This window comes from Pseudomonas sp. P7548 (assembly GCF_013386585.1).
GTDB lineage: Bacteria > Pseudomonadota > Gammaproteobacteria > Pseudomonadales > Pseudomonadaceae > Aquipseudomonas.
In genome coordinates this window covers 142,242-168,680 of sequence record NZ_JACARO010000018.1, presented here as the reverse complement: position 1 = coordinate 168,680, position 26,439 = coordinate 142,242, and the positions used below count along the sequence as shown (strand labels likewise).

Annotated in this window: 18 protein-coding genes; 5 read left to right on the top strand and 13 right to left on the bottom strand. The window is 61.8% G+C overall.

The features are described 5' to 3' along the window. Window positions 1–5: 5 nt before the first annotated feature. A complete protein-coding gene (locus tag HX803_RS10900) occupies window positions 6–1,292 on the bottom strand; it encodes an autotransporter domain-containing protein (protein ID WP_178920456.1) in 1,287 nt (428 codons plus the stop codon). A 109-nt stretch (window positions 1,293–1,401) separates the two neighbouring features. Beyond that, window positions 1,402–4,287, bottom strand: coding sequence for an autotransporter domain-containing protein (locus HX803_RS10895; protein WP_178920454.1), 2,886 nt, complete (start codon window positions 4,285–4,287; stop codon window positions 1,402–1,404). 289 nt (window positions 4,288–4,576) lie between these two features. On the opposite strand from HX803_RS10895, the gene HX803_RS10890 reads away from it, so the two are divergent. Together HX803_RS10890 and HX803_RS10885 are read left to right on the top strand one after the other, a co-directional pair. Then, the gene (locus tag HX803_RS10890; RefSeq protein ID WP_178920501.1) at window positions 4,577–5,851 is read left to right on the top strand and encodes a HipA domain-containing protein; all 1,275 of its coding nucleotides are present in this window, start codon (window positions 4,577–4,579) and stop codon (window positions 5,849–5,851) included. After that, window positions 5,848–6,123: a helix-turn-helix domain-containing protein gene (locus tag HX803_RS10885; RefSeq protein WP_176994518.1), complete on the top strand. Its 276-nt coding sequence runs from the start codon at window positions 5,848–5,850 to the stop codon at window positions 6,121–6,123. Before HX803_RS10890 ends, HX803_RS10885 begins: the two co-directional genes overlap by 4 nt. A gap of 38 nt (window positions 6,124–6,161) precedes the next feature. Here the strand turns inward: HX803_RS10885 and HX803_RS10880 are convergent, their stop codons facing one another. Genes HX803_RS10880 through HX803_RS10870 form a run of 3 tightly spaced genes read right to left on the bottom strand, consistent with a single transcriptional unit; the run spans window position 6,162 to window position 7,925 of the window. Further along, window positions 6,162–6,833 (bottom strand): GNAT family N-acetyltransferase, encoded by a 672-nt coding sequence (locus HX803_RS10880; protein WP_178920452.1) that lies wholly within the window; start codon window positions 6,831–6,833, stop codon window positions 6,162–6,164. Between the two features lie 10 nt (window positions 6,834–6,843). After that, window positions 6,844–7,290 carry a GNAT family N-acetyltransferase gene (locus HX803_RS10875; protein WP_178920450.1) on the bottom strand — a complete coding sequence of 149 codons (447 nt, stop codon included), beginning with the start codon at window positions 7,288–7,290 and terminating at the stop codon, window positions 6,844–6,846. After that, entirely contained in the window at window positions 7,287–7,925 is a 639-nt protein-coding gene (locus HX803_RS10870; RefSeq protein WP_178920448.1) for an FMN-binding negative transcriptional regulator, read from the bottom strand. Before HX803_RS10870 ends, HX803_RS10875 begins: the two co-directional genes overlap by 4 nt. 87 nt (window positions 7,926–8,012) lie before the next feature. On the opposite strand from HX803_RS10870, the gene HX803_RS10865 reads away from it, so the two are divergent. Continuing rightward, a complete protein-coding gene (locus HX803_RS10865; protein WP_178920446.1) occupies window positions 8,013–9,554 on the top strand; it encodes a PLP-dependent aminotransferase family protein in 1,542 nt (513 codons plus the stop codon). Between the two features lie 73 nt (window positions 9,555–9,627). Then, on the top strand, window positions 9,628–11,898 hold the full coding sequence (locus HX803_RS10860; RefSeq protein ID WP_178920444.1) for a hypothetical protein: 2,271 nt from the start codon (window positions 9,628–9,630) through the stop codon (window positions 11,896–11,898). Window positions 11,899–11,958: 60 nt separating this feature from the next. On the opposite strand, the gene HX803_RS10855 is transcribed toward HX803_RS10860, so the two are convergent. The 7 genes from HX803_RS10855 to aspA form a co-directional block, all read right to left on the bottom strand. Then, on the bottom strand, window positions 11,959–13,050 hold the full coding sequence (locus HX803_RS10855; protein ID WP_178920443.1) for a polyamine ABC transporter substrate-binding protein: 1,092 nt from the start codon (window positions 13,048–13,050) through the stop codon (window positions 11,959–11,961). Next, window positions 13,047–14,087, bottom strand: coding sequence for a histone deacetylase family protein (locus HX803_RS10850; protein WP_178920441.1), 1,041 nt, complete (start codon window positions 14,085–14,087; stop codon window positions 13,047–13,049). Before HX803_RS10850 ends, HX803_RS10855 begins: the two co-directional genes overlap by 4 nt. Window positions 14,088–14,209: 122 nt before the next feature. Next, a complete protein-coding gene (locus HX803_RS10845) occupies window positions 14,210–15,202 on the bottom strand; it encodes an AraC family transcriptional regulator (RefSeq protein WP_178920439.1) in 993 nt (330 codons plus the stop codon). Between the two features lie 52 nt (window positions 15,203–15,254). Further along, a complete protein-coding gene (locus HX803_RS10840; protein WP_178920437.1) occupies window positions 15,255–19,856 on the bottom strand; it encodes a dermonecrotic toxin domain-containing protein in 4,602 nt (1,533 codons plus the stop codon). A 107-nt stretch (window positions 19,857–19,963) separates the two neighbouring features. Continuing rightward, on the bottom strand, window positions 19,964–20,941 hold the full coding sequence (locus HX803_RS10835) for an asparaginase (protein ID WP_178920435.1): 978 nt from the start codon (window positions 20,939–20,941) through the stop codon (window positions 19,964–19,966). Between the two features lie 77 nt (window positions 20,942–21,018). Further along, the gene (locus tag HX803_RS10830) at window positions 21,019–22,464 is read right to left on the bottom strand and encodes a sodium:alanine symporter family protein (protein ID WP_178920433.1); all 1,446 of its coding nucleotides are present in this window, start codon (window positions 22,462–22,464) and stop codon (window positions 21,019–21,021) included. Window positions 22,465–22,857: 393 nt separating this feature from the next. Further along, window positions 22,858–24,282, bottom strand: coding sequence for an aspartate ammonia-lyase (gene aspA / locus HX803_RS10825; RefSeq protein ID WP_178920431.1), 1,425 nt, complete (start codon window positions 24,280–24,282; stop codon window positions 22,858–22,860). Window positions 24,283–24,464: 182 nt separating this feature from the next. On the opposite strand from aspA, the gene HX803_RS10820 reads away from it, so the two are divergent. Next, entirely contained in the window at window positions 24,465–25,376 is a 912-nt protein-coding gene (locus tag HX803_RS10820) for a LysR substrate-binding domain-containing protein (protein WP_178920429.1), read from the top strand. A 56-nt stretch (window positions 25,377–25,432) separates the two neighbouring features. On the opposite strand, the gene HX803_RS10815 is transcribed toward HX803_RS10820, so the two are convergent. Next, window positions 25,433–26,068: a hypothetical protein gene (locus tag HX803_RS10815; RefSeq protein ID WP_178920428.1), complete on the bottom strand. Its 636-nt coding sequence runs from the start codon at window positions 26,066–26,068 to the stop codon at window positions 25,433–25,435. Between the last annotated feature and the right edge of the window lie 371 nt (window positions 26,069–26,439).

The window sequence follows — 26,439 nt, the reverse complement described above, 5'->3', positions numbered from 1 at the left end:
GAGGGTCAGAACCGAATCCGCCACTGTCCGGTCAGGCTTTGGCTGCTGCTGTGGGTGCCGGACTCGCTGGCGTAGGCCAGGCCGACGCTATGGTTGTTCGTCAAGGCCAGGTCCAACCCCGCCTGCAGGTTGAGGCTGTTGCGGTCCAGGGATGTGCCTTGGATGGTGAAGTCGTCAATGGCGCCGCCGCCATATCGGAAGGACTGGCGCACCCGACTGTCCACATCGCCATACAGGTGTTTCCAACCGCTGCTCAGGTGCGGCGTGAGGATCATCTGGTTATCGAACCTGTACGACTTCGCCAGGCGCAGGCCGAGGGTGCTGTTGACGTTCTGCTGGGTTTGCGCGCGGACATTCAGCGCCGTCAGCCCGCCGTGCTCCTGGAAGCCGTCACGTTGATAGCGCTGGTAGCCAAGGCCGGCAAACGGTTCAAGGCTGAAGTCCCCACGGCCCAGCTGATAGCCGAATTCGGCGAAAGCCGTCTGGCTTGTGGCGTCGTAGTTGCCATTGAGCGAGTTCTTGTAACCCTGGATATCGATCGTGCGTTTATTCTTCCCGCCATGGTTGCTGTAGATCGCTCCCAGGCGCACGGCCAGGGGGCCGTCCTGGCGTACGGCATAGGCGCCCAGGTGCCAGCTGTCCAGCTCGGCGGCAAAGCGCCTGGCGTCCAGGCGATGAGTGGATTTTGCGCCCAGCACGCCGACCCGCCAGGCGTGGTCCAGCGCCCAATCCGTACCCAACAGCAGGCCTTGGGTGTCCAGGTTAAGACCGGCGCTGCCGCGTTGGCCGTCGAGGCTGCCCTCATTGCCGAGGTTTTTTACCCAGAAGTGGCCGTCTTCGTCAGTCGGCAATTCGCGCAAAGTGGTGAGCAAGCGGTGGCTGAGTTGTTGTGTGGTGTTCTGGGTGGCTGCAGCCAGGTTGGCATGTTGACTGCCCGCCAGTTGCTCCAGGGCCGCGCCATAGCCACCCGGTTGTCTTTTGAGCGCATCGTCCAACTTTTGCAGGGCTTTGAGCTGTTCGGAGGTCAGTTGGCCTGACTCCAGCAGGCGAATCAGCGCAGGGTCGAGCACCTTGGCGACCTGCAAGCCATTGGGGGTAGTCGCCTGCCGGGCGAGGTAATTGTCTAGGAGGGCCGCTGGTTCTTCAGGCGTGTAGAACCACTCATCAAGCGCGTCATACGGTTGAATCGAGTACGGTCTGTATTCGATATCACCACGGGCATACGCGAGTTGAAAACCGCCAGCAGCCACAAGGCTGATGATGAACGCTGATCTACGGGGTATATGGGGCATGAATTCCCGACCTCTGTTGAATGAGGTCGGGAATCTAGCGAGGTGACGGGGGGATAACTGTCAGGTCATCGACCCCTGTTTTGCAGGAGTCGTCTTTCGTGCGCAGCGATTAAAAACTCATCTGCCATTGCCCGATCACCGCGTGGTTGCGGCTGTTGCTGCCAATCTCGCCGTTGTAGCCCAGGCCCAGGGTGTGGCGGGCTGACAAACCGACGTCCAGGCCGGCTTCCAGCAGCAGGCTGTCGCGGTCCAAGGCGCTGCCTTCGACATTGAACGCGGTGCCGCCCGCGACGAAGGCTTGGCGCGTGTTGCTGTCGACATCGCCGTAGGTGTGCTTCCAGCCTGCGCTGACCCTCGGAGTGAAGCTGATGCCGTTTTCCAACTGGCTCAGATGCGCCAGGCGCAGGCCCAGGGTGCTGTTGACGTTGTCCTGGGTCTGGCCGTCGACATGCAGCGCGGCGGCGCCGCCTTTTTCGTTGTAGCTGTCACGGTGGTAACGCTGGTAGCCGAGGTTGGCGAACGGTTCGGCGCTCAGACGGCCGCTGCCCATGGCGTAACCCAGTTCGGCGAAGGCTTGTTGGCTGTTGGCGTCGTAGTCGCCTTTGGGTGTGTCGCTGAACCCGTTGAAGGCCACCGTGCGTTTGCTATCACCCTGGTGCCCGCTGTAGGCCGCGCCCAGGCGCAAGGCCAAGGGGCCACTCTGGCGCAGGGCGTAGACGCCGGCGTGCCAGCTGTCGACGCTGCCGTCAACGCCGGTGGTGTCCAGGTCGGTCTTGGAATAGCCACCCAGCACACCGAGGCGCCAGTCGCTGTCCAGTGCCCAGTCGGCGCCTAGCACACTGCCTTTGGTACGTTGGGTCAGCCCGCTGTTGCCGTGCTCGCCGTCCAGCTTGCCGTAGCTGCCGATGCCTTGCAGCCACAGGCGGCCGCGAGCGTTCGGGTCGTTGAGGTTGCGCGCCTCGGCGGGCACACCGGTGGCCGCGAGTACAGGGGTGTCACGGCTATCGAGCCCCACCAGCAAGCCCGCGCCACCGCCCAGTTGATGCATCGCCGCGAGCATGCTGCCGCCCACCTGGGCGCTGGCGCCGAGGGTAGCGCTGGTGAGGTTGGCGGTGCTGCTGCCGGCCAGTTGCTCGATGGCCGCGCCCGCGGTAGCGCTCGTGCTGGTGATCAAGGCGTTATACAGCGCGTTATCCTTGCCCAGGCCGGCCAAGCCGTTGGCGGCGCTGCTGCCGTTGGCGCTGCTGGCGAAACTGTTGAAGCTGACGTCGTTGCGGGTGTAGGTCAGGCCGACTTGGGTGGTGCTGTAGTCCAGGGTAGGGGTCAGGAACGCATAGTCGCTGGTGACCTTCGCAAACTGCCCGGTGATGTTGCCGGCTTGCAGCAACGTGTAATGGCCTTGCCACGGTGAATTGCCACTGAGTGCCAACACCGAATGGCTGCCCAGGGTCAGGTCGCGGGTAATGGTGATAGGGCCCTGGGTGGTATTGGCCTGCAGCGTACCGTTGACGGTCAGGCCGCCTACCGAGCCGTTGCCGGCATACACACCGCCAGCGTCGACCGTCACGTTGCCCGCGATACCGCCCTGGTTGATCAGTGTGGCGCCGCTGAAAATCTCGCCGCCGTCACTGAAATCACCGCTGCCGGTGAGTGTCCAGGTACCTTGCTTGACGTCCAGCCACTCGAAGTTGCGGCTGTCACCCAAGCTGCCGCCTGCGGCGTCGTCCATCGTGACGCGGTCATACCCCGCGCCGCCATCGACTGTGCCGACAAACCGGCTGCCCGCCAGCAACACCAGTTTGTCGTCGCCGCCACCCAGGTCCAGGGCCAGGCCGTTGCTGCCACGGATGGTGCCGTCGTTGATCACGGTGTCGGCAAAGTTGCCGACGAACTTCACGCCAAAGCCATTCAGCCCCTGGATGACGCCATGGTTTTCCAGGGTGGTGGCGGCAAGGCCTGGGCCGTCGCTGCCGTCGTCCACCAGGATCGCGTTGTTGGCGCCGCTGACCAGCGCGCCCTTGGCGTTGTACACCGTGCCGCCCCCCAGGGCGATGCCTTCGCTGCCGTTGGCAAAGCCGTTCTTGTCGACGCCACCTGCGCCGACGCCCTGGATGATGCCGTAGTTTTCGATGTGGGCGATCTTGTCGATGTCCACGCCATCGCCGTCGCCGTCCGGCTGCAGCCCGGAAAATGCGCCAGTGATGGTGCCATGGTTGATCACCGTGCCGTCGCCGTCGGAGCCAAAACCCGAACCGTTACGGCCGATCACCGTGCCGTAGTTGGTCAGCGTGGCGCCCAGGTCGGTGGTGATGCCGTGACGGCCACCGGAAATCAGGCCGTAGTTGGTCACCGTCACGCCGGTGGCGGAATCGATATCGACGCCGTCGAACTTGTCATCGCGGGAGAAGGTGTTGCCCGTGGAAATCTCACCGTAGTTGGTAATGCTGGCGTTGGCGCCGGTCTTCATGCCGTCACTGGCGTCGCCGCGAATCAGCCCGCCTGCGCGGTTGATAATGGTGGTGGTGACGTTGTTGCTGCGGATCGCATCCAGGTCCAGCCCTTGGCCGGTGGCCGAGCGAATGGTGCCACTGTTGTCGATCAACAACGTGCCGCTGGCGAAATTGCTGTTGATGCGCAGCGCATCATTGGCGCCCTGGATCACGCCGCCCGCAAGGTTGTAGATGCTGTAGTTACGCGCGCCGGTAATCGTCCCCGAGCTGTCGATACCCCGACCGCCGCTGGACACCAGCTTGCCTGCGTTGGTGATCACCACGCCCGCACCGCTGGTGCCGTCCTTCAAGGTCACCGCCACGCCGGACGTGGTGATGCTGCCGGTGGCTGAGGTGGTCAACGCATCACTGCCACCCAGGGTTTGCCCGGTGGTCGTGGGTGCAGTGATTTGCAGGTTCTTCGGCGGCGCGGGGTCTGCTTCAGCGAAACCGCTGCCAGCCAATAAAGTGATGGCCAACGCAAGACGGTGGGGCGACGGGGGCATGACGGACGACCTTGTTATAAGAAACGAGTCGACCTGTATAGCGGAGGGTGTTTACAGGAATGTGTCGGAGAGGTGACGGCTTGTAAATCTGCAGTTTATTGCTTACGTCCGTGGCATATAGGGTATGCGCATGCATTATATTGCGCTAATTGCTCGGCAGTTTTCGAATTTATGCACTATATTGCAGATTGGCCGCCCTCAAGATGATTTAAGGTGCATTAAATTGCAGATCGACGCCGCATTCAAATTGACGCTTCAGGTGTTCGATGCCGATGTCTGGCAGGACGCGATGATTCTGGAGTTTACCGAGCCACAAGCCGGTTTCGCCGGCCCTTGTCGCTACGCCTACGAGAGCGTCTACCTGGAGAATCATCTGGACCACATTGAGACGTTGTTTTCCACGGCGGTCAGCGTACGAGTACCGCCTACCTGGGGGCGGGAGTCGCTCAATCAGGCGCCCGCGTTTCTGTACGACATTGCTCCGGCAGGTGCTGCAAAACGCTTTCTCCTGAACCGTATTGGCGCAGAAAAACCCGACAACCTCAGTGCGGACCTGTTCCTGCTGGCGCGCAGTACGCCCGCGCCTATCGGCCATATGCGCATCAAGGAGTCTGGGCGTGCAGAGGCACATCGCCCTGTCGTCGGCTTTGCGCGCAAAGAGGTCGTTGAACGCGATAACCGCTTTCTTGAGTACGCTTATGAGCAGGGCGCTGCCATTGGCGGCGCCACGGGGGCGGGTGGCGAAGCCCCAAAATTGCTGCTTGCTCAGAGCCATGACGGGCTGCTGTACCCCGATGCGGTCCTGGAGGATGCACACGTTACCCAGCACTGGTTTATCAAGTTCGCCCGCAACCAAGGCTTGCAGCGCGATCAGGACATCCTCAGGAGCGAGTACCACTTCTACAAGGCATTGCAGGTGCTGGGCATTGAAACGGTTGCAGCAGAAGGGCTCGCGTTGGAAGAGGCCAGCAAGCCGAGTTTGTGGATGCACCGCTTTGATCGTGCTGTCAGTGACCAGGGCGTAGAGCGTTTTGCGGTGGAGTCGATTTATTCGGCGGCGGGCAATACGGCGCCCGGCAGTTCCATGGATCATGTAAAGGTTGTGCAACTGCTGGCCAGTCTTTGGAAAACCGCCGGTCAGAGCGAGCAAATCACTGATCTTGTCGTCGATTACCTGCGTCGTGATTTGCTGAATAAAATCCTCGGTAACTCCGATAACCATGGGCGCAATACCTCCATTATCAGGGGGGCCGACAGCTTGCGCCTTGCGCCTATCTACGACCTGGCCCCAATGGTCATGGATGATGAAGGCATCACCCGTACCACGAAGTGGCCGGGGGCACTGGAAGTTGCGGGGGACATTGATTGGCGAGGCGTTTGCAACGTGCTTTCGCCGGTGGTTGACCCTGGCTTGGTTTATGAACGCCTTCGTGAAGAGGCGCAGCGTCTGCGAGCCTTGCCCGACATCCTCGTCGCCAGCGGCCTGCCGGAGGTCACCCTGAATCATCCTCGTATCGCGCTGCGTGAGCTGGACCGGCGTTTGGCTGAGTGGGGGTTGAGATGAGTATTTCCATTGACCAGCGTGCACAGGTCATTGAAGACGTTGAGCTGGGCTTGGCGCAGGGCACACTTGAGTTGGGTGAGGCCGTACGCCGTCTTCGCACCGAAGTCACCGGGCTACACCAAAGCCAGTTCGCCAGGATGTGCAAAATCTCCGTGCGCACCTTGGTGCATATTGAGCATGGTGAAGGCAATCAGACACTGAAGTCGCTGAATGCCGTGTTCAGGCCGTTCGGGCTGAAAATGGGGGTGGTGAAGGTACGACGGGAGGTGTGACAGAACGGTTCCCACTTTTGTGGGAACCGTACAAGGCGCTAGGCCCGGCACTCGGCCAAGGTTTTCAGCTGGCCTTCACCCCTCTGATTCCCCTCCGACAACCATTCCTCAAAGCCCGCCCCCACCTTGGGCCATTCCGAGTCGATAATCGAATACCACGCCGTGTCGCGGTTCTGGCCCTTGACCACCATGTGTTGGCGGAACACGCCTTCAAAACTGAAGCCCAGGCGTTCAGCCGCATATTTGGAGCGGGCGTTGCCGTTGTTGCACTTCCACTCCAGGCGACGGTAGCCCTGCTCGAACGCATGTTTGGCCAGCAGGTACACCGCTTCGGTGCTTTTTGGCGAGCGCTGCATGGGCGCACCGAAGGTGACGTGGCCGATTTCGATTCGGCCCTGGGCCGGCACGATGGACATCAGGCTGAGGATGCCCTGCACCTGGCCGGTGGCGCGGTCGATCACGCTGAAGAAATACGGGTCGGCGTGCTGGGCATGGTTGTCGAGCCAGGCATCAAACGCGGCGCGCTCGGGGAACGGCCCGTAAGGCAGGTAATCCCACAGCTTGGGGTCGGCACCGGGGCCTTGCAGGGCTTGGAACAAGTCATCGCCATGGCGCGCGGGGTCGAGTTTTTCCAGGCGGATAAAGCGCCCTTCGAGCCGTTGCACGGTAGGGGCGGGGACGCCTTTCCAGTCGGTGAGGGAAGTGGACATGCTGCGCTCCTTAGAGGCCTTTGCGAAATTGAATGAAGCCCGGGCGTTCGGCGATGCGTTCGTACAGCTGGATCGCCGTGGCATTGGTTTCGTGAGTCAGCCAATGCACCTTGCAGCAGCCGTCGGCCTTGGCGGTGGCGTAGACGAACTCGATCAGCTTGCGGCCCACACCGGTGCCGCGCTGAGCCGGGTCCACCAACAGGTCCTGCAGGTAGCAGGAATTCTCGATGCTCCAATTGGAGCGATGGTAGATGAAATTGACCATGCCCACGGCCTTGCCGTCCTGCCAGGCCAATGCGGAATGGGTCGGCTCATGGGCGTCGATCAGGCGCTGCCAGGTGCTTTGGGTGACAGCGTCTGGCAGTTCGGTCGCGTAGAACTTCAAATACGCCTGCCACAGCGGCAGCCAGGCGGCGTAGTCGGCGGCGGTGACCTGGCGGATGTCGATCTGGCTCATTCTGAAACTCCTTGGGGAATAAAGCGGGCGAGGGTCTGGTCACGCACATCGCTGCTGGCGGCCAGGCCTTCGCGTACGCCGGCAACGTCGGCCGGGCTGCGGTTCTGGCTGAGTTTGCGCTTGCCGAGCAGGCGCTCGACCGGCAAGGCAAAGCCGACGATGGCCTTGAGCATGCCGTCGATGTAGTCGGCCGGGGCGTCGCTGACTTTCCACGGCTGGGCACGGTCATTTTCGTGGCGATCGGTCAACGCACTGACCACTGCGAGCAACCGTTCGGCATCGGTAAACACCTCGGCCTTGCCGTAGGCGTGCACGGCAATGTAGTTCCAGGTGGGTACGACTTTGCCGTGCTCGGCCTTGGCCGGGTAAAACGCTGGGCTGACGTAGGCTTCGGCGCCCGCGAAGATCACCAGGGCTTCGCTGCCGTTCTGCAAGTCTTTCCACTGCGGATTGGCCTTGGCCAGGTGGCCGTACAGTGTGCCGTTCGGGCCCTCATCGGGGTTGAGCAGCAGCGGCAGATGACTGGCTTGCAAGCCTTGCTCACCAAAGGTCACCAACTGCGCCAGGCGGGTGTGCTGGATCAGTTGCTGCAGTTCGGGCAAGTCGTCGAGGGCAAAGGCGCGGGGTGTGTACATGGAAATATTCCTTGGCGAATGCCTGCATCCTAGGCAGGCTAATGGTTCGTTGTAAGAGCCATCTAAGGCCAATTTCATAGGTCCAATATGCCGCCGATCACACCGCCACTGTCCTTCAACCCTGCCGGTATCGAGCTGGATCGCCGCCAGGGCCTGACTCGCCAGTTATATGAAGCCCTGCGCCAGCGCGTGCTGGACGGGCGGTTGGTCAGCGGCACGCGTTTGCCGGCGACCCGTGACTTGGCGGCGGCGTTGTCGATCTCGCGCAACAGCGTGGTACGCGCGTATGACCAGCTGTATGCAGAGGGATTTATCGAAAGTCGGGTGGGGGATGGCACTTATGTAGCTCAATTACCGACGACAAAAAAATTATCCACAAAACTGTCCACAGGGTTTTCAACAGGCTTATCCCCAGCCTTATCCACAAAATGGGCTGATTTGCCCGAAGATCTGGACAGCGAAGTTATCCACAGTCCGGGCTTGGCGCGTATAAAAACCAACCACCTGTCGCTGCCTCCCGCAGGGCCGCCACGGGCATTTCGGGTCGGTGTCCCGGCGTTCGATCTGTTTCCATTCGACGTCTGGGCCAAGCTCAACGGGGCATTCTGGCGCAAGCCAGACTTGGAACAGCTCTGCTATGGCGACCCGGCAGGTGACAGCCGTTTGCGTGGCTTGATTGCGGCCTACCTGCGCAGCTCACGAGGCATGCAGTGCACCGCTGAACAAATTGTGATCACCAGCGGCGCGCAGCAGGCCATCAGCCTTTGTGCACAGTTGCTGGTAGAGCCTGGCGATGGCGTGGCTGTGGAAAACCCCGGCTACCGAGCCGCGGGCCATGCGTTCGCCCTGGCTGGCGGGCGCCTGCACGGCGTACCGGTGGACAGTGAAGGGATCGACTGCCAGGTGCTCAATACCCTGGCGGACTGCCGGGTGGCGTATGTCACGCCGTCCCATCAGTACCCGCTGGGTGTGGTGATGAGTCTGGCGCGGCGCCTGGAGCTACTGGCTTGGGCCGAGCGTACGGGTGGATGGGTCATCGAGGATGACTACGATGGCGAGTACCGCTACAGCGGTGCGCCGTTATCGCCCCTGGCAGCCCTGGACCGCAGCGGGCGTGTGCTCTACGTCGGCACTTTCGGCAAGGTGGCGTTTCCGGCCTTGCGCCTGGGCTACCTGGTGTTGCCCCAGGGGTTGGTCGATGCGTTCTCCCGGCGCCGTGCTGTGGACATGCGTCACTCCGAGGTCAGCACCCAGGCTGTGATGGCCGAGTTCATGGCGGCCGGGCACTTCCAGCGGCACATCCGACGCATGCGCCGTGCGGCCCTGAGCCGGCGCAACACGTTGCTGGCAGGCTGGCCAAGTGGGTTGGCGGGTGTCGGCGAACTGCCCAGCGTGGCGGCGGGGCTGCACTTGACCGTGCGGGTGGACAGCCTGGCGCGTGAACAGCAACTGCTTGCCCAGGCCTGCGAGGTGGGTGTCGAGGTCAACGGCTTGAGCAGTTACTGGTTGCCACAGTCCTGCACCCCCCCTGACCAGCGCGCGGGCCTGGTGATGGGGTTTGCTGCCGTACCGGAGGTGGACATTGCGCATGCGTTGAAGCGTCTGCGTGAGGGTTGGCAGGCTGGGTAATTAACTACCGTCCTGTCGGGTAACGAGACCCATACCGTGAGGGTTTCCTATGTATTGCCCAAGGTAGACGATCATGCCCGACCCACTTTCCCCATCACCCTCGGTCGATTCGCTGCAACTGCGCATCAGCCAACTGTTCGCCTTGCGCCCGACCCTCGGCACACTCGGCGTGACACAAACCCAGCTCGATGAGGACCCCGAGTCCGTGCTGGAGTATTACGCCGAGCAGTTGATCGATTTTTTCTGCGGACCCGACACCGCGTCGAGCAATCGCTGGGAGCAGTTGGCGCAAATACTTGCGCAGCGGTTGCGCAAAATTTTGCGTAAACAGACAGACCCGACTATCCGCCGCCTGCTCCAGGCGGTGCTCACCTTGCCTGATAGCGGTGAGCGAGCGCCGACGATTGAGGCCTATGGCGTGCGGCGCCACAACGATCTCGCCTTGGCGATCGTGGGTGTCGACACCGCCCTGATCTACTCCGTGGCAAATGGCCTTGAGGTGTTTGCACCCACCCTGCCGCCCGAGGTGCTGGAAAACGCGGACCGGCTAGACCATGACGTTTTTGAAGGTTGGGCGTTGTGTGCACTGGAAGTGATGCTGCAACGTATCGACGCGATTGACCTCAATGACCCACCGCGCCTAGGGCCGTTGGATCGGCAACTGGCTTGGGTGACTCGGTTCCGTGATTTCTTCCAGCAGGACCCTGAAGAAGAGGCGCTGCACCAGACATTGCCGTTGTGGCTCAAAGATGCCTCGCCTGAAGGCCGGTTGGCCTACAGCAAGTGGCTGATGGCGATGGCCGGTGCCCACCAGAAATACTGCGCGCCACACCTGCTCACAGCGCTGCCGGCCGATGACAGTGCGCACGAAGCCTGCTTTACCCAGGACATGGCGCTGCAACTGCGTCGGGTCGCGTTGGAATACAGCCTTCAGGCGAGGGCCGGCGTTACGCTTGAGGGGTATCAGCGCCTGCGTGCGGCGGTGAGAACCTACGCGACCCATCGCTTTGTGCAGGGCGAGCAGATGGTTTTCAGGCGCTTGATGGATGAGTCGGGCTACCTGATCGGGGCACAGAACGATGAGGCAGGGCCCTGGTTGGTTTTTCGGCCGCGGTCGGCGCAGGTTTTCCAGCAGGTGGCGACCCCACCCGCGTCGGGGCCCGTGCTGCAGCAACCGTTTGTTGAACTGTTCCAGGCCAGCCAGGCGCAGGTCGACGGCCCGCTCAACGCGTTGCTGGCCGTGAACGCTGATGCGCCCTGGCGCGACGGGATTGGCCGCATGCGTTCTGTCGCCCTGCTGCTGGTTTATCCCGCCGCGTTACCGGGCGCAGAGCCCGTGCCGGCGCACCCACGCTTCAAGCGGCTGGATACCTATTGGGCCGGTGCCCGCCAGACGCTCTCGGTGGCCCAGCAGTCTCGCTTGGCTGATATTCGCCGCCCGTCTCGGGTGGGAGAGCTGATTCGTGAGGGCGTCCATAAAGGCCTGCACCTGTTCAATACCGTGCTCGTCTACAACAAGGACGAAAACCACTTTAACGTGTTGTCGCACAACCGTATCAGCCCCGTTATCAACATCAACGTCCCGGTTCATCGCTTGGTCGACAGCCCCGATAGTCCGGAAACAGTGGGGCCGGATATCGTCGCCAATGCCGAAGGTGTCTGGGGCATTCGCCGTGCGCCCCGGCTCAAGCGCGAGGTGGAGGGGTTGAGTGTTCGCGGGCGTAAAGCATTTGATGCGGCGAGGGCCTCACTGGCTCGCGCCAGCACGTTGGAAGCCGAGGCCATACGCCCCGGTACGCCGCCTGTTGAAGTCGAGGAGCAGTTCGAGCATGAGGCTCGCAGGTTGGACGGCGCAGCCACCGTGCTAGCGCAATTCACCCAACGCCTCAGTACCGCCGACTCTGCCGCGCTGCTCAGCCAATTGCGAGCAAAGGCCCTTCAGCTACGGATCAAGGGGCATCGCCTGCGAATCGATCTGACCCGGTTCAGCCAGACCCCTACCGTAGGGGATGTGCAGTACCTGCTTGAGCAGCAGGCCGTCTGTATCCGCCGGGTCAACGGCCGCGTACAAGAAACCATCGATGGCACGGTGGACTATCTGCAGGAGTTCGAAGTGGTGGACGTGTTGGCCGGCTACCGTCCCCTGTGGTACGCCCACTTTCATTACCCCTTGCTTCAGACACCACCCGACCAGCCCTCCAAGGCCCACTTGAAGCTGGCCGCCCAGCGCAGAATGGGCCGCGTCTTCGAACAGGCGCAAAGGGATGCCGGGCGCAACACGCAGGTCTATCGCGGGCCGATCAGTACACCGTCGGGTCGGCGGATTTTTCTGGACGTTGTGTAGCCATACGGGAGCGTGTGTTTCGCTCCCGCACAGGTTATGCCTAGAAGAAAACAGGCTCGATCAAGTGCCTGATTTTATCTTGGTCCACGCGCGCGTCCGTGCCCGTTCCGCATCTCGCCCCAAGGGCTTCAACGTATACAAGGTGGCCATGGCCGCCTCGGTCGGGTACAGGTTGGCGTTGTTGCGGATGGCCGGGTCAACCTGCTCGGTCGCGTCCTTGTTCGGGTTCGGGTAACCGACAAAGTCACTGATCGGCGCGATCACCTGGGGTTGCAACAGGTAGTTCATAAAGGTGTAGGCGTCCTGCGGGTTCTGCGCGCCTTTGGGAATGGCGAGCATGTCGAACCAGATCGGCGCGCCTTCCTTGGGCAGGCGCATGTCCACGGTCACACCGTTCTTGGCTTCCTTGGCGCGGTTGGCGGCTTGGGAAAAACTGCCCGAATAGCCCACGGCCACGCAGATGTCGCCATTGGCGATGTCAGCCATGTACTTGGAGGAGTGGAAGTAGGTGATGTAGGGGCGGATCTTCATCAGCAGCGCTTCAGCCTTGACGTAGTCCTTGGGGTTGCTGCTGTTGGGGTCCAGGCCCAGGTGCTGCAGGGCCAGGGGCAGGATCTCCGACGGCGAGTCGAGGAAAGCCACGCCGCATTGCTTGAGCTTGCTGATGTTCTCTTCCTTGAAAATCAGGTCCCAGCTGTCAACCGGCGCGTTCGGTCCCAGCACCGCCTTGACCTTGTCCGGGTTGAAGCCGATGAGGATGGTGCCGTACATGTAGGGCACGGCGAATTTGTTGCCCGGGTCATTGGCCTCGATCAGTTTCATCAGCTTGGGGTCGAGGTGGTTCCAGTTGGGTAACTGGCTGCGGTCGAGCGGCTGGAACACGCCGGCTTCGATCTGCTTGGCCAGGAACACGTTGGACGGCACCACCACGTCATACCCGGAATTGCCGGTGAGCAGCTTGGCTTCCAGGGCTTCGTTGGTGTCGAAGATGTCGTAAACCAGCTTGATCGTGGGGTTCTGCGCCTTGAAATCTTCCAGCGCCTTGGGGGTGATGTAGTCGAACCAGTTGTAGACCTTGAGGGTTTTTTCTTCGGCCTGCACCGCACCACTCAACACGGCGGCGCACAGGGCCAGGGAGGCGAGCATCTTCATCGGGTGGCTCCTTGTTGTTCGAAACCTTCGAGCACATTGACGGCGTTGATGCCGATTTCTTCGACCGCATAACCGCCTTCCATCACGAACAGCGTGGGCTTGCCCAGGCGTGCGATGCGTTGGCCCATGGCCAGGTAGTCCGGGCTGTCGAGCTTGAATTGGGAGATGGGGTCGTCCTTGAAGGTGTCGACACCCAGGGACACCACGATGATGTCGGCGTCGTAGCGTTCGGTCTCCTGGCAGGCGGCGTCGAGTGCGGCGCTCCAAGCCCCCCAACCGGAACCGGCCGGCAGGGGGTAATTGAAATTGAAACCCTCGCCCGCGCCTTCTCCCAACTCATCGGCATACCCCAGGAAAAACGGAAACTCCGCTTCGGGATGGCCGTGGATCGAAGTGAACAGCACATCGCTGCGGTCATAGAAAATCGACTGGGTGCCATTACCGTGGTGGTAGTCCACGTCGATGATCGCGACCTTTTTGTGGCCTTGGTCGAGGAACGCCTGGGCGGCAATTGCCGCGTTGTTGAGGTAGCAATAACCGCCCATCAAGTCGCTGGCGGCATGGTGCCCGGGCGGGCGGCACAAGGCAAAGGCACTGTGGGCGCCTTGCTGGATCGCCCGCTGTGCGGTGAGCGCCACCTGCGCCGCGCTGTAGGCCGCTTGCCAGGTGCCGGCCGTGATCGGTGCGCCGCCGTCGAAGCTGTAGTAACCCAACTGGCCATGCAGGCTGGTGGGCAATACCCGGCGCAGCGTGCGTGCGGGCCAGGTGTAGGGCAGCAGGTCGCCGTCCGTGTTGAACTCGGTCCAGCGCGCCCAGGCTCCCTTGAAGAAGTCGAGGTAGTCGCGGCTGTGGATGCGTTGCAGGGGCGCCAGGCCGAAGTCCTGTGGCGCCTGCACCGGGCCCAGTCCACGGTCCTTGACCCGTTGCAGCACATGGTCGGCACGGGATGGCATCTCGAAACAGGGCATCAGTTGCCCGTCCATCAGTTCGCAGCGGCCGTGGTGCAGGTGGTGGTCGTCGGAGTAGATCGTCAGCATGGGTGGCTCCCGCAGGCTCATTGTTGTGCCTTGCAGTGTTGCGTTCAGCGGGAGCCATGAAAACGGCAGGAGCGGCCAGAAGGGGATAAATGTGGCCAAAGAACGTGACCGTAATTCGCCCTTCAATGGCGCATCAGGCTGGGCGCCACCCCACTCCAGCGCACAAACGCGTGGCGAAAGCTCGCGGTTTCGCTGAAACCCAGCTGTTCGGCGATCTTGTGGATCGGCATCTGGTCTTGCGCCAGCCACAGCTTGGCTTTTTCAAAGCGCAGCTCGTCGAGCAGTTGCTGGTAACTGCAACCCAGGGCCTGCAAGTGCCGGCGCAACGTGCGTGCAGAACAATTCATCTGCGCGGCCAAACCCTCAAGGCCGGGGGCGGCGTGCAGTTGGTCAGCCAGTAATTGGCGCACACGGTTCAGCCAGGCCTGGCGCCCTGTGAACTCGGAGTTCTGTTTGCGACAGCGTTCGGCCATGGCTCGATGGGTGATGGGGTCTGCCAGGGGCAAGGGCTGTTCCAGCAATGCCTGGTCGAAGGCAAACCCGCTGACCGAGGCGTCGAACTGTAGCGGGCAGCCAAAGCGCTCGGCATAGCGGGCGTGATAGTCCGGCGCCGGGTAGTCGAAGCGCGCCTCCCGCAACGGCAGCGCGCAGCCGAGCAAGTCATCGCAGATGACCTTCATCGACACCAGGCAAAACTCCACATTGAACGCGGCCAGCGCCGGGTCTTCCCGATAGTCCCCGGCGGTCAGCCAGATCTGCTCCCCGTCCTCCACCAGGCGCAGCTCGAAAAGTGTTCCCAACAGCGCCGGGTAGCGCAATGCCAGGCGCAAAGCGTCACCTAAGGTGGCACTGGTGAGCAGGGCGTAACCGAGCAGACCGTAGCTCGACACATGCATGCGCTGGCCCAGCTCCAGGCCGATGTCCTGGCGCAGCGCCACTGCATTGGCGCACACACGCATCTCCTGGCACGTGGTGATGCGCGTGTCGGCGTGGCGCAGATCCGTCAGGCCGATGCCGCTGCCGGCCAGCAATACCTCGCTCGCCAGGCCCTGGGCGTTGAAGGTGGACAACACCAGGGACACGGCGTTGAGGGTGGTCAGGTGTGAATGCAGCATGGGCAAACCTGTGCGGGGTATGGCTTACGGGCAGCAAGTTACATGCCGGGTGTCAGCTCCCGGACTCGGACTTGGGTCGTTGGAAAAACAGTTCACGGGCCTGTTCCAGGCTGATCTCGCTGCGATAGAACGCCACGGTCTGGATGCGATCAAGGCCCTTGGCGGTATCCGCAGCGGTGCCCAGGCGGTACTCGTCCGGCGTTTTCAGGCGAGCAGACAGGTAGGCTTTGTCCGGCGTCCAGTGGGTACTGTAGTGAAAGTGCGCATACCACAGCACCTGGCCCGTGGCGCGGTCGCTGATGGTGTATTCGTCCAGGTAGTCCGGTTTCATGGACTTGATGCGACGGCGGGCCACGGTTTTCTTGATGGACACCGCATTGTGCCGCTTGAGCCATTCAACCCCTGGCACGGTGGGCGGGCGCAGCTTGAGCGTGCGTTGCACCAGCTGATTGCTCTGCTGATACAGATCGGCCAAGGCACCGTCGAGGGCTTTGATCACGGCGCTGGCCGGTGCTGAAAAGGCCCCGCCGTCGGTGATGTTGCGCTGCGTCAGGGCCTCTTCGATCGAGTGACGGGCCAGCTCCAGCCTGCTGGCGTGCTGGTGGTACAGGTGCTCGATGCCAAACGGTGCACGGTCAGCGAGGTTCGCGTGGGTACGGGCCCGAGCAAGGAACGCAGGCAACTCGTCCAACAGGCGCTGGCCTTCGCTGATGCTCTGCTGCATATCCACTGCAATGGGCCCGGCCGACGGCGGTGGGGTGCGGTCGCGTACCACCCAGACGCCTTTGGTTTTCTCATGATAGGTGGCCAGCACTTGCTGGGTCAGGGGTGAGCGGATATCCACCAAGCCGGTTTCCAGGCCCAGGGCGTTCAAGCGCGGCTCACCGATCAGCAGGCCGTTGTAGCGGGTGTGGATAAATTGTTTCCTGGGGCGCGGCGGCGTAGAAGGTGGGGTGGGACGGTTTCTGAGCGCGGTTCTTTCCAGGCTCAGTCTGCCGAGGTTGCTGGTGGCCCGGCGTTGGAACTCGCTCAGCTCCCCGCGCAGTTCAAGCAGTTGATCAGTGATGGCTTGTTCGGAAAACTCCACGGGAAAATCCTGCAGGCGCTCGTCCAGCAATTGAAACTGTTCGATCAGGCTGCTCAAGGTGTCAATGCGCTCGTCCAGGCGCCGATCACTGTGCTCTTCGAGGGTGTCACGCAGGCACTGGATCGCGATGTCGGCGGTGTCGACAATCTGGTCAATCGCCAACCAGGCTTGCGGCGTCTGCTTGATACTGGTTTCGGGAAGGCACAGGTTGCGCGTCAGTGATATGCGTATCGCTTTGAGATCGTCGGGGGTGTAGACCGGCATTGAACCCTTGAGGGTATTGAGCAGCAGCGCACCATCCCTGGCCAGGCCCTTGAGTTCGGTGAAGCGGCCGTGCATGTATTCCAATTGCACGAGCAGCTTGCCGGCCAGTTCGCGCAGTTCGCGGAAGTCTTCGATGTGGCGCTCTTGCGGCTCTTCGATCTGGCGCTGCATCTGATCGTGCACGGTGCGCCATTTGGGGGTGAAGCGGGCGAGGATGTCGCTGAGCGCTGCCTGGGTCAGCCTGGCCTGGGCCTTGATGTAGTTGAGGGCCTTGGGCGCGTACTCAGCGCTGGGTTCGTGGACATTCATTTCCTTGAGCATCTGCAGGGCCGATTCGTACTCCGTGCGCTGGGTCTCCAGGGTCTGGATATAGGTATGCCGGAGCGCATCGGCTGAGGTGGAGGGGCCGGCGTCCAACGCCTGTCGGGCGCGTTGGAGCTCGTTCTGGGCGGCTTTTTTGCCGCTTTCGAAAGCTTCCAGGCGCTCACGCAACTGCCGGGCCTTTTGCTTGGCCTGCGCGCGGGCCTTGGCGGTCATGAGCTTGGGCCCGCCACCGCGCAGGCGCAGGCGGGTATCGATAAACCACTGGCCGCTGCTGTTGTGAATCAACATCGGGCCGGTACGGCTGGGCAGCACAGGGTCGACAATCTGCACATCGTCATTCTCGTCGACCAGCACCTTGAACCAGCGATGTGCCACCGGGGCGTACCAGTCTTGCCCGCCGCGATGCAGAAAGTGATAGGCCCCAGGTTCGCTATTGGCGTCTCCCAGTGCATCGGGTTTGACCACCATGAAGCTGTCCAGCACGGTGGCCAGGCGGGCGGGCGCTCGGTTGACGGCGCCGCTGATGTGCAACGGTTGGTCATGGGTGATCAGTGCGTCCGAGGCAATTGGCGTCAATCGGGTAATACTGACGGGCGCTGGAGGAGAGGGCTGCTTTGGCGCAATCACAGGCTTGCCCGGCGTTGGCCGGCGTGGCGCGGTGCGGGTGACACTGTGCAGGGTCAGGGCCGTGCCGAGGTTGAGCAGCAGCTCGGCGAGCGCGGCCCACGTGGATTGCTGCTCGGGATGCTGTTGGGCGTCAACCACGTTTTGCAGTTGATCCATGATCTGCCAGATCCAGGCTGCCACGCCGACGGTGCGCCCCAGAAAGGGCAGCGCACTGTTGAAGATCAGCCAGCCGGCACGCTTGAACGTGGCCCAGCGCGCTTCGGCGTTGGACACCGATTGCCGGTCGGCGAGGGTGATCAGGGCGTTGGCGTTGGCATCGTACAGCGCGCTGAGCAAATCGTCCTCGATGGCCTCCTGGCCGAGCACCAGCGGCCCGCCCATGATCCACAGCTTGAACGGGTCCACCAGGAATTCGACCACCGCCCAGGGTGACGGCAGGTCGCCAGGAAACACGTATTGGGCATAGTCATCGCGCACGTCATCCGGCAGCCACGCCAGCACCGAATCGCGCAGGCTTCTGGACTGCTGCAAGGCGTAGAGCAGATTGCTCTGCGATGGGAACTGGGACAGGGGTTTGTCCAGCAGCGGCCGGTACAGCAGGCAGGGGCCGGCGGTCGGGTCTTCCGGCCCGATCACGAACATATTGGTGACCGGGTCCGCCGTACTGCCCTGTCGGCGGGTCGGTACGAACGCCAGCGCCCGTATCACGATGCGCTGGCCCTGTACCTGGCGCTCGGCGGACTCGCCCTGCATCACGGCCTTCACATACGCATAGCCTTGCTCATCGATGTCTCCCTCGCCGCGCAGCTTGCATTGCAATGCCAGCAACGGCAGTTGAATGCGCAAGTGCTGGACGTAGAGCGCGCGCCTGCGTGCGGACTCCTGTGGATCACCCAGCAGCGTTCGCTGGATCAGCGCCGGGTAGGTGCTGCCGATGTCCACGCGGTTGATCAGGCCTTCCAGGTAGTCGACGGTCAGCCAATCCGGTAGCGCAAGCGGTTTGCGCAGGCGCAGGGATTTGATACCCAACGGCAAGGCAATCAGGTTTTGCAGGGCCAGTTCTGCCAGGCTGAACACCGTGGTCTCGATTTGCCCCGGCACCGCGAAAGTGCCCCAGACCACGGGGCTGCGCACGACGATGTCGAGGTCGCTCAGCCACTGCGTGAGTGCGTCAGGGTGGTCCTTGAGCATTTCGGCGCTGAGCTGTTCGAGCGTGTATCGAGGCAGCGGGTTGATGCCTTCGTCGTAGGTGCGGCCCTCGTTGGCGCTGTGCAGGGTTGCCAGGTCCTTGAGGTGGCGTGAGTACGCAGCCTGGTCTGATGTAGAGGCGCTGGTCAGCCACTCGGGGAGCGCCTGGATGTAATTGAGCAAGTCCGGTGCATTCCGTTTGACGCGGGGTGTGGGGGGTTGCGCCAGGTTGTGTTGTGAAGCGTCCGGCTCGCGCAGGTAGGAAAAGTCGATAGCTCCAATCGCCTTGATCTGGATGCCGATGAAGGCACTGGCCAGGTAGTCGAAGAAATCCCCGTCAGGTTCGACCAGGCGCCACTCCAGTTTTTTATGCCTCGCCAGCAGCGGCAGGTCCTTGCCCAGCTCGTCTAGGGAACGGTACTTCTTGAACCCCGACATCAACGAATGGGTGAGCACCACCTCGGTGCCCTCCGGCTTGCCGATGAGCACACTGATCAGGTTTTCATCCAGGTGGGAGGTGTTGCCCGCGTCATCGACCTGGTCGACATCCACCACATAAGCTCGACCTTCGGCCGGGTCATCCCGCTTGCGCGTGGCCGCGTCCGGTGTGCGGAACAGCTGGCGTGCCATCTGGCAATCGGCAGCGCTCCAGCCGGGCATTCGCTCCAGGTTCCAGTGGTCGCGCAGCACATCCGACAGCGCATGCCAGCGTGGGTCGCTGTCACCTTCGGTGGCGTTCCAGTACTCCAGTTGGGCCTGTTGGTAGCCGCGCAACATCACGGGCGCCAGGGTATTGAGGATGCTGGCGATATCGAGGATGCGCACTGGCAGGTGGACCGCCGGTTCAATGACCGGCAGTTGGGTCAGAAAATGCTGGCCTTCGATGTAGAGCGTGGGCACCGCCAGTACGGACTGCACGGCGAGGACGTCGGTGAGCACCTGGTAATGGCGGCCGGCCGGCACCACCTGGTCATCCTCGATGTCCCACAGCGGAGTGCCGACCACGGCGGTATTCGGGTCGATGTCCAGCGTGGGGTACAGCGCCTGCAATTGCTCACGCAGCAAGAGGGCGGCCACTTCGCGAAACGCGGGGCCGCTGGACATTTGCGCGATCAGCGTGTCGGTGAGGCTTTGGGTGGGTTCAGATGATGGGGATGAAGTCATGACGCTTCCTGGCACGAAAGAATGGCAACGAGCCCAGTAAAACCTGGGGCGTTGCCATGCTAGGGAGCGTCGTGCCGGGTGCGGTGGTGCTTATCTAAGGCGGGTACTCAGCGCAGCTCGCCGCACAGGTCCAGTTCCACCAGGCGGCGGACTGTCTGGGTGTCGAGCCCGCTGCCGAGCAGCGCATTGAGCTTGCCGAACGCCGCTTCGCGGGTCATGCCACCGCCGGACAGCACACCGACGCCGCGCAGGCGGCTGCCGGCTTCGTAGACATCCAGCTCCACGCCGCCCTCATGGCATTGGGTGATCGCCACCACCACAATACCCAGTTCCTGGGCGCGCTGGAGGCTGGCGAGAAAGCCTGGATTGTCACTTGGGCCGGTGCCGCTGCCGAAGCATTCGAGAATCAGGGCCTGGATGCCGCTGCCGATCATGGCGTCCAACTGCGCAGCGCCAATACCCGGCACCAGCGGCAGTACACCGACGTTGGCCAAGGCTTTGGGCTGGCGATAGTCCAGGACCGGGGGAAGGGTATCGGCACGGGCCGCACCGCCTTGGCGATTCAGCGCCGCGAACGGGTTGCGGCCGAAACTGCGGATCTTCGCGCAGCGGGTCGGCGCGATCATCGCGCCGTGGAAATGCAGGTGCACACCCGGCGTCAGGCCTGTGCCCAGTGCCTGCAAGGCGCCGCTGACGTTTTCCCACGCATCGCTGTCCGGCACGCCGGCCGGCAACATGGAGCCGGTGAACACCACCGGTGCCGGCAAGCCCAGCAGTTGGAAGCTCATCGCGGCCGCGCTGTAGGCCAGGGTGTCGGTGCCGTGCAGGATCAGCACGCCATCGCAGCCCTGGTCCACCGCATCGATCACGGCGATGCGCAGGCGCTGCCAGTAGGCGGGCGTCATGTTGGCGCTGTCGATCAGCGGGGTCATTTCCTGGAAGCGCCAGGCGGGCAATGGCTGGCCGGCAAGCTGTTCGCGCATGCGCGCTTCGAAACCGGATGCGGGGGCCAGGCCGTTGGCGCTGGCCTGCATGCCGATGGTGCCGCCGGTGTAGAGCACCATGACGTGGTTGGATGCTGACATTGAGATTCTCCTGAACGAAAAACGCCGCCGGGCCCAGAGCATGCCCAAGGCCGGGCGGCGTGTCACTGCTTAGCGTTTCAGCGTTGCGTTTGAGCGTTCAGCTCTGCCGACACCGCCACGTCCGGTTTCACCGGGTTGGCCGGCCAGGCCTTGAGGTCCAGGTCCAGGTCAGGGAACTGGCTGGAGTCGAACACCGGGGTCTTGATCCCCGCTGCACGCTGGTTGTCGTAGTCGTTGAGGATGCGCATGGCGATCTTGAACAGGAATGCCAGGGCGAACAGGTTGACGAACGCGAGCATCGTCATGGTGATGTCGGCGAAGGCGAACACGGTGCTCAGGTTCTCGATCGAACCCCAGAAAATCAGCGCCAGCACCACCGCACGGTAGGCCATCAGCATCTTGCGGTTGTTGCCCACCAGGAAGCGCAGGTTGCTCTCGCCCAGGTAGTAGTTGTACATGATCGACGTGAACACGAACAACGCCAGGGCCACGGAGATGAACATGCGGCCCCAGTCGCCGACTACAGCAGCCAGGGAGTTCTGGGTCAGGGCAATGCCGTCGCCTTCAAAACCCGGGGTGTAGAAACCGGACAGCAGGATCAGCAGCGCGGTGCAGGTGCAGATCACGAAGGTGTCGAGGAACACGCTGAATGCCTGGACCACGCCTTGGGCGATCGGGTGTTCTACGGACGCGACTGCGGCCACGTTAGGCGCACTGCCCAGGCCGGCTTCGTTGGCGAACACGCCGCGCTTCACACCCATGATGATCGCGCTGCCAACAAGGCCACCAAAGGCCTGGTCGAGGCCGAAGGCGCTCTTGACGATGGTCGCGAGCATGGCCGGCACGTGGTCGAACTGCAGCACGATCACGTAGAGCGTCACGGCGATGTAGATCAGGGTCTTGACCGGTACCAGCAGGTCGGCGATCGAGGCGATGCGCTTGATCCCGCCAATGAACACCATGCCCAGCAACACGGCCAGGGCCAGGCCGGTGTAGGTGGTGTCGAGGCCAAAGGCGCTGTTCAGCGAGTGGGTCACGGCGTGGGCTTGCAGGCCGTTGAAGGCGAAACCGAAGGTCACCAGCAACAGGAACGCGATGACCATGCCCAGCCAGCGTTTTTGCAGGCCGTGCTGGATGTAGTAGGCCGGGCCGCCACGGAAGGTGCCTTCGGCATCGGTGCGTTTGTACAGCTGGCCGAGGGCGCATTCGATAAAGCTCGACGACATGCCCACCAGTGCGGTGACCCACATCCAGAACACGGCGCCCGGGCCACCCAGGGTCACGGCAATGCCGACACCGGCAATGTTACCCGCACCTACACGACCGGCCAGGCTGAGCATCAGCGCCTGGAACGAGCTGAGTTGGTCGGAGCTGTTCTTCAAGCTGTCGCGAAACACCGAGAACATGTGGAAGAAGTGACGCAGTTGTACGAAACGCGAGCGAATCGTGAAATAACCGCCGAGCCCGACAATGAGCACGATCAGTACTTTCCCTGAGAGGAAGTCGTTGATGACTTCGAGCATGGAGTGTTCCTCGCTGATTTTTCTAATGGCAAACGCAGGACGGTCCGACGCATCGCTCAGCACCAGGCAGTGCACGACGCTTGGAACCCAATCCTTTTGCGGGTGTTGTTATTCATGCGCTTTCGCGTTGTGTCCGGGCCTCGTTACCGACGGCCGCAGGCGCGAAGAGGGGCGGCACTATACCTAGGCAAGCGTGATCCGTCTGCACGGGGCGATTAAAGGTTTCAGCCTAGCTGTGGCGGGGGTAGTGGGTTTGCAGGGCGATATTGGATTTTTTATAAGCGTCATTTCACAACCTTGAGGCAAAAAAAAGGGCCTGAAGAACGAGCCTTCAGGCCCTCAAAAGGTGAGAGGTGTCTAGTCCCTCAACCTGGTGAGCGGTGCAACAAACGCTTAGGCCTTCAGTGGAACCAAGCGTGGGGCAATCATGTTTTCGGGGCGCAGGATGTCGTCGAGCATGGCGTCGTCGAGCAAGCCTTCTTCGCGCACCAGTTCCAGCACGCCGCGGCCGCTTTCAAGGGCGATGCGGGCGATGCGGGTGGCGTTTTCGTAGCCGATGTACGGGTTCAGCGCGGTGACCAGGCCGATGGAGTGCTCCACCAGCTCGCGGCAGCGGGCTTCGTTGGCGGTGATGCCGGTGATGCAATGCTCGCGCAGCATGTCCATGGCGCGTTGCAGCAGGCGGATCGAGTCGAAGATCTTGAAGGCGATCAGCGGCTCCATCACGTTCAGTTGCAGTTGGCCGCCTTCGGCTGCCATGGTCAGGGCCAGGTCGTTGCCGATCACTTGGAACGCCACTTGGTTCACGGCTTCCGGGATCACCGGGTTGACCTTGCCGGGCATGATCGAGCTGCCTGGCTGGCGTGCCGGCAGATTGATCTCGTTGATGCCGGTGCGTGGGCCGCTGGACAGCAGGCGCAGGTCGTTGCAGATCTTCGACAGCTTCACGGCAGTACGCTTGAGCATGCCGGAGAACAGCACGAAGGCGCCCATGTCGGAGGTGGCTTCGATCAGGTCGGCGGCTGGAACAACCGGCTGGCCACTGATGACGGCCAGGCGTTGTACGGCCAGGGCCTGGTAGCGCGGGTCGGCGTTGATGCCGGTACCGATGGCGGTGCCGCCCAGGTTCACTTCGGTCAGCAGTTCTGGCGCCAGTGTTTTCAGGCGGGCCAGGTCTTCACCCAGGGTGGTGGCGAAGGCACGGAATTCCTGGCCGAGGGTCATCGGCACGGCGTCTTGCAATTGGGTGCGGCCCATTTTCAGCACGTGGCTGAACTCTTCGCCTTTGGCGGCGAACGCCTGGATCAGGCTGTCGAGGCTGGCCAGCAGCGCGTCATGGCCCAGCAGCAGACCCAGGCGGATCGCGGTCGGGTAGGCGTCGTTGGTCGACTGCGCCATGTTCACGTCGTTGTTGGGGTGCAGGTACTGGTATTCGCCCTTGTTGTGGCCCATGGCCTCCAACGCGATGTTGGCGATGACTTCGTTGGCATTCATGTTGGTTGAAGTGCCAGCGCCGCCTTGAATCATGTCCACCACGAACTCTTCGTGGAAATCGCCGCGGATCAGGCGGGCACAGGCTTCGCTGATGGCCGCGTGCTTGGCTTCGCTGAGCTGACCCAGCTCGCGGTTGGCGTCTGCCGCCGCTTGCTTGACCATTGCCAGGCCGACCACCAATTTCGGGTAATGCGAAATCGGAACACCCGAGAGGCGGAAGTTGTTCACCGCTCGCAGTGTCTGGATGCCGTAATACGCTTGAGCCGGTACTTCGAGTACGCCAAGCAGGTCTTTTTCTGTGCGGAAAGATGCAGCGGAGGACATGACGGAAATCATCTCGATATGGACCCGGAACTGGCCGGAACGCTGCGAATGCTAGGCTTGTAGAAGTTTTTGGGCCAATGCTGTTAAGCACTAACCTATGCACAAACGGCATAATATGCGTGTGACCCGGTTATCATGGCGGGCGTGTGTGCCAAAATGGTGCGTACCCGTGGGAGGAACTGATGAACCTTGAGAGCAAATGGCTGGAAGACTTCAGCGCCCTGGCGGCGACGCGCAGTTTTTCCCAGGCGGCAGAGCGGCGCTTTGTGACCCAGCCGGCGTTCAGCCGCCGTATCCGTAGCCTGGAGGCGGCGTTGGGGCTGACGCTGGTCAACCGGTCGCGTACGCCAGTGGAATTGACGGCGGCGGGCCAGCTGTTCCTGGTGACGGCGCGCACCGTGGTCGAACAGCTGGGTGAAGTGTTGCGCCATTTGCATCACCTGGAAGGTGGGCAGGGCGAGGTCATGCAAGTGGCGGCAGCGCACTCCCTGGCGCTGGGCTTCTTCCCGCGGTGGATCGCGCAACTGCGCAACGAAGGCTTGAACATCGCCACACGGTTGGTGGCCACCAACGTCGGTGATGCTGTGCACGCCCTGCGCGAAGGCGGTTGCGACCTGATGCTGGCGTTCTACGACCCGGATGCGGCCATGCAGATGGATGCCGAGATTTTCCCTTCGCTGCACCTGGGCAATACCGAAATGCTCCCGGTGTGTGCCGCCGATGCCGACGGCAAGCCGCTGTTCGACCTGGAAGGCGAGGGCAGTGTGCCGCTGCTGGCCTACAGCGCCGGCGCGTTCCTTGGCCGTTCGGTGCACCTGCTGCTGCGCCAGCGTGCGCTGCGCTTTACCACCGTGTACGAAACCGCCATGGCCGACAGCCTCAAGAGCATGGCCCTGGAAGGCCTGGGCATCGCCTGGGTGCCGCAGTTGAGTGTGCGTGCGGAGTTGGCGCGCGGTGAGCTGGTGGTATGCGGCGGTCCGCAATGGCACGTGCCGCTGGAGATCCGCCTGTATCGCTGTGCGCTGGTGCGCAAGGCGAATGTGCGGTTGTTGTGGCGCAAGCTTGAAGGTGGGGCGGCCAGCGCAACACTGTGAACGGCGGATGAAGCCCGGGGCAATTGTGACCTGTTGAAATTGACTGGGAGGGTGGCTCAGTCGAATTTATCAAGGTATTTGCGAATGTTTTGTTTGTTCGCGTCGGAGTAGTTCAAATCATTGCCGCGCAGAACGGACTCGCCGTTGTATTTCATAAACGTATCATTCCACCAACCGTTATAAGTGATATCCGCGTCCTTGCGCGTTGCGCCCAGCAAAAGTCCAAGTGCGTGCGCTGCGCCTCGAGGATTGTTGTAAGAAGTCATTCCAAACTCATGGCCGGAGTCGGCCTTGGCAGGTTCGCTGAAGCTTAAATGGGCCGGTGTTACGAATAACGTTTTCTGCAGCTCGGGCTTTTTCGATTTGTGGTTGTGACCTGGGTTCTCGTTTCTGTTCCAGTGCTCGCGAAGGCCACGCTCGACATCATTGTCGGATTTGTAGTTGAAGTCGCGCATTTTGGGGTCGCGGATCACATTGATGACAACTTCTCGTCCTGAAATCTTCTGAATATGCTTTTTGGCCAACGCCAAATGAGTTTGCTCGAATTCCTGTTCGGCGACATAACCCAAATCTTTGTGGAAAACTACATTTACATGAATCGGTTGTTTGGGGGGGCGCTCGGATTTTTCCGTTATTGTTGGGGTTCCTTGTGAAGTGATTCGATAGAAATCGAAGATGGAATTAGCGCTCACGGATATATCCCTCGTGCTTCGTGTTGAAAATTAAGTAGCCAGGGACAAGCGTATAATTTATGCGTTTTCATGAAGTATTAACTTATCTGAACAGTTAGTGGGAAACTGTGTCTGGTTTTGTAAGTTTTTGGTTATTCGTGTGGCGTATTTAATGGGTTTAAATAGAAATTGGCTGACTTTTGAGTCAGTAAATCGTCTTGAGCGATACGCTAGACAGATGGTCATGCCAGGGGCTGTTTATCTTGATTATTACGGTATACTGCGCGGCCTTCGGCCGGTCCAACCGGCCAAATTTCGTACAACAAGCCACGCCGGATTTCCCGCGTGGCTTGTTGTTTTTTGACGCGCCTGCGGGCGCCCAGAGAGAAGAG

Bases quoted from the DNA above. Each gene is read 5' to 3' on its own strand.
- HX803_RS10855 (WP_178920443.1), bottom strand. From the start codon at position 13,050: ATGAAGATGCTCGCCTCCCTGGCCCTGTGCGCCGCCGTGTTGAGTGGT.
- aspA (WP_178920431.1), bottom strand. From the start codon at position 24,282: ATGTCCTCCGCTGCATCTTTCCGCACAGAAAAAGACCTGCTTGGCGTA.
- HX803_RS10895 (WP_178920454.1), bottom strand. From the start codon at position 4,287: ATGCCCCCGTCGCCCCACCGTCTTGCGTTGGCCATCACTTTATTGGCT.
- HX803_RS10835 (WP_178920435.1), bottom strand. From the start codon at position 20,941: ATGTCAGCATCCAACCACGTCATGGTGCTCTACACCGGCGGCACCATC.
- HX803_RS10890 (WP_178920501.1), top strand. From the start codon at position 4,577: ATGATTCTGGAGTTTACCGAGCCACAAGCCGGTTTCGCCGGCCCTTGT.
- HX803_RS10830 (WP_178920433.1), bottom strand. From the start codon at position 22,464: ATGCTCGAAGTCATCAACGACTTCCTCTCAGGGAAAGTACTGATCGTG.
- HX803_RS10885 (WP_176994518.1), top strand. From the start codon at position 5,848: ATGAGTATTTCCATTGACCAGCGTGCACAGGTCATTGAAGACGTTGAG.
- HX803_RS10900 (WP_178920456.1), bottom strand. From the start codon at position 1,292: ATGCCCCATATACCCCGTAGATCAGCGTTCATCATCAGCCTTGTGGCT.
- HX803_RS10820 (WP_178920429.1), top strand. From the start codon at position 24,465: ATGAACCTTGAGAGCAAATGGCTGGAAGACTTCAGCGCCCTGGCGGCG.
- HX803_RS10845 (WP_178920439.1), bottom strand. From the start codon at position 15,202: ATGCTGCATTCACACCTGACCACCCTCAACGCCGTGTCCCTGGTGTTG.
- HX803_RS10880 (WP_178920452.1), bottom strand. From the start codon at position 6,833: ATGTCCACTTCCCTCACCGACTGGAAAGGCGTCCCCGCCCCTACCGTG.
- HX803_RS10870 (WP_178920448.1), bottom strand. From the start codon at position 7,925: ATGTACACACCCCGCGCCTTTGCCCTCGACGACTTGCCCGAACTGCAG.
- HX803_RS10865 (WP_178920446.1), top strand. From the start codon at position 8,013: ATGCCGCCGATCACACCGCCACTGTCCTTCAACCCTGCCGGTATCGAG.
- HX803_RS10875 (WP_178920450.1), bottom strand. From the start codon at position 7,290: ATGAGCCAGATCGACATCCGCCAGGTCACCGCCGCCGACTACGCCGCC.
- HX803_RS10840 (WP_178920437.1), bottom strand. From the start codon at position 19,856: ATGACTTCATCCCCATCATCTGAACCCACCCAAAGCCTCACCGACACG.
- HX803_RS10850 (WP_178920441.1), bottom strand. From the start codon at position 14,087: ATGCTGACGATCTACTCCGACGACCACCACCTGCACCACGGCCGCTGC.
- HX803_RS10860 (WP_178920444.1), top strand. From the start codon at position 9,628: ATGCCCGACCCACTTTCCCCATCACCCTCGGTCGATTCGCTGCAACTG.